This window comes from Streptococcus sp. CL8.13, assembly GCF_049737895.1.
This window is the reverse complement of sequence record NZ_JBKOTT010000063.1, coordinates 1-5,234: the sequence shown is the minus strand read 5'-3', so window position 1 is coordinate 5,234 and position 5,234 is coordinate 1. Positions and strand designations below refer to the sequence as shown.

The window sequence follows — 5,234 nt, the reverse complement described above, 5'->3', positions numbered from 1 at the left end:
AAAATAGAATATTTTGATAATAATTGTTTGATACAAGTATACAAATTTATTTCTTTTTATGATATTTGTGAAATGGTATTTCCCTTTCATTTACCTCCTGATGAGTTGATAACAAATGTTATTTTTAAAGAAAAAATTAAGTCTATGTTAGAATGTTACATTGACAGACTATTATATATTTTTATAAATCCAACAATTTTTACTGAAAAAGTTAATCTACAATTTTATGGTAGTTTTTTTTCATATGAATTTATTTGTCGTGAAGTTGGAAACATTCTTAAAAATAAAGGTGTGAAATGCAATTTAAACTTTTTTGAAGGGGAAGAATATTTGTAAAATTAATTTTGTGAATTTGTGGATCTTAAATATTTTACAAAATTCTCTTGTTAAAAAAAATTAAATATTGTATAGTAATATTAGAATGTTCGTAATGGAGGACTGAAATGAAGAATATAAATGGGAAAAAGGTAACTATTTATGATATTGCACGTTTATCAGGTTTTTCTCCAAAAACAGTTTCACGAGTTATTAATGGTGGAGTAAATGTTAAAGAAGAAACTTATCAAGCGATTCAAAAAGTTATAGAGGAATTGTCGTATATTCCAAATGCGTATGCAAAAAATTTAACTAAAAAAGAAGCTATAAATATATTGATTTCTGTAAAAAAAATCGACTCTTTTCCTTTAATTTGGTTTCAAACTTTATTAGATAAAGTTTTACAAACTTGTAAAGAGTATGGTGTTAACGCTATTGTTGAATATTTTAGTGAAGAAGATACAATTAGTAATTCAATAATCTCGAGTACAGGAAGCTTGATAGATGGTGTAATAGTATTTTATGAAAGTAAAGAAGATATTCGGATTAATTACTTGCAAAAGAATAAAATGCCATTCATAGTTTTTGGAGAATCTAGAACACCTAATGTTGTGTATGTTTCTAACAACAATTTTCAGGCCACTTATGACATGATGAAATTAGTATCAAAAGAAAACATTAATAGTATGTGGTTACTTATGGGAGGAGAATCCCTTGTTAATATTGATCGAGAGAGAGGGGTTCGTGCTTTTTTAAATGATAATAACTATGAAATGGATTTGAAAGTAGTATATGGTCTAACTACAATAGATTCTGTTTATTCATATGCTACAAGACATCTATCTAATCAAAATTATCCTGATTTGATTTTTGTATCCGGTGATGAAAAAGTACAGGGATTGATTCGTTCTTGCTATGAGAAGGAAATTACCATTCCTGATGATATTTCAATAATCGGATTTGACAATATTCCAATTTCTCAATATTATACTCCAGCTTTATCTACAATTTCTCCTAATTATGTTAAATTAGCTCAAGAAATGATTGAAGGGGTATTAGCAATTATAAAGGGGGAAAGTGTCACATCTGTTGAAGTTTCTACTAAACTTGTTAGGAGACAGAGTTTCTAGTATTGTTTAATTCTTGAAAATCCTAATGGAAAAGATGGAGTGTTCTAAAGTAAGTTCTGTTTAGCATCTATTCAGTTTCTATTGAGTTGGATCCAATTTCCAACAAGTGGGACATTTTCACGTTCGATTTACTAAAGACATTATCACATTCGAATCACACATCTTTCAAAAAAATCGTAAAAAAGTCTTGACAAAGAAAAAACAAAGTATTAAAATAAGTTCAACAAATCAGAAAAGTAACTATTTTTGATCTTCAGGGAGCCTGTGGTGATTGTGAACAGGTGGTTGAAAGTAGTGAAAGTGGGCTGATTTTAAAAATGAATTTGAAACAATGAAAATTCGGTGCGCACACCTTACAGTGCAACTTGTTGTTAGACAAGGTAGAGATGTAAAGGGATAGTCCCTTTATAATTGAGGTGGCACCGCGTTACCAACGCCCTCACGCAGAGTAATTATCTGTGTGTGGGCTTTTTTCTTTCGGTCGTTTTGTTTATCTTTTATTAGGGCGTTAAGTCGCTTTGACGAACTTGAGTTCAATATGCAGCTCCTTGCCTACAACTAAAAGCAAACAAAAAGCCGAATAAATATAGAAAGAGGAAAATTTTATGACAACTAAAGGTTATTTTGGACAATTTGGTGGTAGTTTTGTACCGGAGCCCATTCAGGCTTTGTTAGATGAGTTGGAAGTGACATTTGACAAGTATAAGGATGATCCAGAATTTTTGGCAGAATTTCGCCATTACTTAAAGGACTATTCAGGTCGCGAAACACCGCTCTATTTTGCGGAAAGTTTGACAGACCACTTAGGTGGCGCTAAGATTTATCTCAAGCGCGAAGACCTGAACCACCTTGGTTCTCACAAGCTCAACAACGTTTTAGGACAGATCCTTCTTGCCAAACGTATGGGCAAAAAACGAGTGATTGCGGAAACAGGAGCTGGTCAGCACGGTGTTGCGACAGCAGCGGCTGCAGCCAAGTTTGGGATGGCCTGTGATGTCTACATGGGAGCAGAGGATGTGGAACGTCAACGTCTCAATGTTTTCCGTATGGAGATGATGGGAGCAACTGTTCATGCAGTTGAAACGGGAACACGAACTCTTAAGGATGCGGTTGATGCAGCCTTTGGAGCATGGATGAATGACCTTGAAGCCTTCTATGTTCTGGGATCTGCTGTAGGTCCTCACCCTTATCCTACAATTGTTCATGAATTCCAAAAGGTCATCAGTGAAGAATCTCGTCGTCAAATCTTAGAAAAAGAAGGCCGTTTACCAGACTACGTTATTGCCTGTGTAGGTGGTGGTTCCAATGCCATTGGTGCTTTTTCACAGTATGTGGCTGATGAAGAAGTTAAATTGGTTGGGGTCGAAGCTGCTGGTCATGGACTTGACACAGACAAGCACGCAGCTACTATGACAAAAGGTAGTATCGGAATTGTCGACGGCATGAAGACCTATGCAGTCTTTAAGGAAGATGGAGAGCTAGCTCCAGTTTACTCTATCTCAGCTGGTTTGGACTATCCAGGGGTTGGTCCAGAACACGCCTACTTCAAAGATTCAGGTCGCGTGGAATATGTCGCTGCGACGGATGAAGAAGCTGTTCAGGCTCTCCTCCTTCTCAGCAAGACTGAAGGAATTATCCCAGCGATTGAAAGTTCGCATGCCATCGCAGAAGCAGTTAAACGTGCACCGAAACTAAGTAAAGATGAGATTATCATCATCAATGTCTCTGGTCGTGGAGACAAGGATGTAGCTGCTATTGCAGACTACCTTGAAGCTAAAAAATAAGAGATGGAAAAATTACAGTCTTTTCTCTCACAGAGAGCTTGTGGTTACTGGAAACAAGCAGAGAAAGCTGTAAGGTTGGGTCCATCTGAAACGAGAGAAGAAAACATAATTCTCAAGGGAGTGCCCTTTATCGCACAGCCTGTTACAGGAGGTTTCTGAGACAGGAATGAGAGATAGGAGAAATCCTATAATTGAGGTGGCACCGCGAATTTCGTCCTCACGCAAGTTATTTTGCGTGGGGATTTTTCATACAGTCGTCACGAACTAGAATTAGAACTGAAAGGGAAAATACAATGGAACGAATCATTCATGGAGATGTCTTATCGCCAATCTTGGCTTATATGCGCCTAAAGGGGCAACACAAGGTTATTTTAGAAAGTATTCCGAGAGACAAGGAAACAGCTCGTTTTTCTATCTTAGCTTATAATCCAGTTTTTGAGATTAAGTTTGAAAGTGGGGTCCTTTATCAAAATGGTCAAGTGATTGATCGGGATCCCTTGGATTTCCTTTATGAAGTGACTCATAAGAGACAGCACCATTCAGACCTACCTTTCGGTGGTGGGGCAATTGGTTTTGTTGGTTACGATATGATTTCGCTTTATGAAGAAATTGGTCAAATTCCTGAAGATACTATTGGAACGCCAGACATGCATTTCTTCGTCTATGAGAGTTACATGGTCTTTGACCACAAGAAGGAGAAAATCCATGTCATCGAGGATGCTCTCTATAGTGAGCGTAGTCAAGAAGAATTGGAAAAAGCCTTGAACCAAGTGCTTGAGGAATTACGCATTCCTGCTCCAAATGAATTTGAAGACTTGGATCTATCTCCGCTGGACTTCAAACCGCATATCGCTCCTCAGAAGTTTGAGGAAATGGTGGAAACAGCTCGTGACTTGATTCGTAATGGCGACATGTTCCAGTGCGTACTCAGTCAGCGCTTCTCAGCAGAAGTTACTGGAAATCCATTTGACTTCTATAGAAATCTTCGCGTGACCAATCCATCCAATTACCTCTATTTCTATGATTTTGGGGATTATCAAATTATCGGTGCTAGTCCAGAAAGTTTGGTTTCCGTCAAAAATGGCATCGTGACAACTAATCCGATTGCAGGGACGCGACCAAGAGGTGCTACGGATGAAGAGGACAAGGCTTTGGCGACAGACCTACTTTCGGATGAGAAGGAAACAGCAGAGCATCGGATGTTAGTAGACTTGGGTCGTAATGATATTGGCCGCATCTCTGAAACGGCCAGTGTCCAAGTCACCAAGTATATGGAAGTGGAGCTCTTCCGTTATGTTATGCATTTGACCAGTGTGGTCAAGGGGCGTTTGCTTCCAGAACTCACTGCAATGGATGCCTTGGAAGCAACACTTCCTGCTGGAACAGTTTCAGGAGCACCAAAGATTCGAGCGATGAGACGCATCTATGAACTGGAAACAGAAAAACGGGGCGTATACGCAGGAGCGATTGGCTACTTGTCTGCGACGGGTGATATGGATTTTGCCATTGCCATCCGAACTATGATTCTCAAAAATCAAACAGCCTATGTGCAGGCTGGGGCAGGGATTGTTTATGACTCTATCGCCCAAAATGAATACCAAGAAACCATTAACAAAGCAAAATCTATGACTAGAATTGGAGAACTAAGACCATGATTTTATTGATTGACAACTATGATTCTTTTACCTATAACTTGGCCCAATACATTGGGAATTTTGCAGAAGTACAGGTCTTGAGAAATGATGATCCTAAGCTGTATGAAGAAGCTGAAAAAGCAAATGGTCTGGTCTTTTCTCCTGGTCCTGGTTGGCCAGTTGATGCTGGAAAGATGGAAGACATGATTCGTGATTTTGCTGGCAAGAAGCCGATTCTTGGAATTTGTTTGGGCCACCAAGCCATTGCAGAAGTCTTTGGTGGTAAGTTAGGTTTAGCTCCAAAAGTCATGCATGGGAAACAGAGCAATATCAGCTTTGAAGCACCATCTGTTTTGTATCAAGGTATCGAG

General features: G+C 38.4%; 5 protein-coding genes and 2 other annotated features. All 5 genes read left to right on the top strand.

Annotated elements, in window-relative coordinates:
• A partial coding sequence (locus ACLNCN_RS03130) for a hypothetical protein (RefSeq protein WP_424844594.1) occupies nucleotides 1-336 on the top strand: 336 nt, incomplete at its 5' end.
• A gap of 107 nt (nucleotides 337-443) precedes the next feature.
• Entirely contained in the window at nucleotides 444-1,445 is a 1,002-nt protein-coding gene (locus tag ACLNCN_RS03125; protein ID WP_049488253.1) for a LacI family DNA-binding transcriptional regulator, read from the top strand.
• Between the two features lie 220 nt (nucleotides 1,446-1,665).
• Nucleotides 1,666-1,889, top strand: a binding site (T-box leader).
• Nucleotides 1,890-2,050: 161 nt separating this feature from the next.
• On the top strand, nucleotides 2,051-3,229 hold the full coding sequence (trpB, locus tag ACLNCN_RS03120) for a tryptophan synthase subunit beta (RefSeq protein WP_000208440.1): 1,179 nt from the start codon (nucleotides 2,051-2,053) through the stop codon (nucleotides 3,227-3,229).
• Nucleotides 3,226-3,451: a binding site (T-box leader), on the top strand. It overlaps the preceding gene by 4 nt.
• 71 nt (nucleotides 3,452-3,522) lie before the next feature.
• On the top strand, nucleotides 3,523-4,884 hold the full coding sequence (gene trpE / locus ACLNCN_RS03115; protein WP_424844593.1) for an anthranilate synthase component I: 1,362 nt from the start codon (nucleotides 3,523-3,525) through the stop codon (nucleotides 4,882-4,884).
• Nucleotides 4,881-5,234: glutamine amidotransferase-related protein (locus ACLNCN_RS03110; protein WP_424844592.1), on the top strand; the 354-nt coding region annotated here is incomplete at its 3' end. The genes trpE and ACLNCN_RS03110, both read left to right, overlap by 4 nt.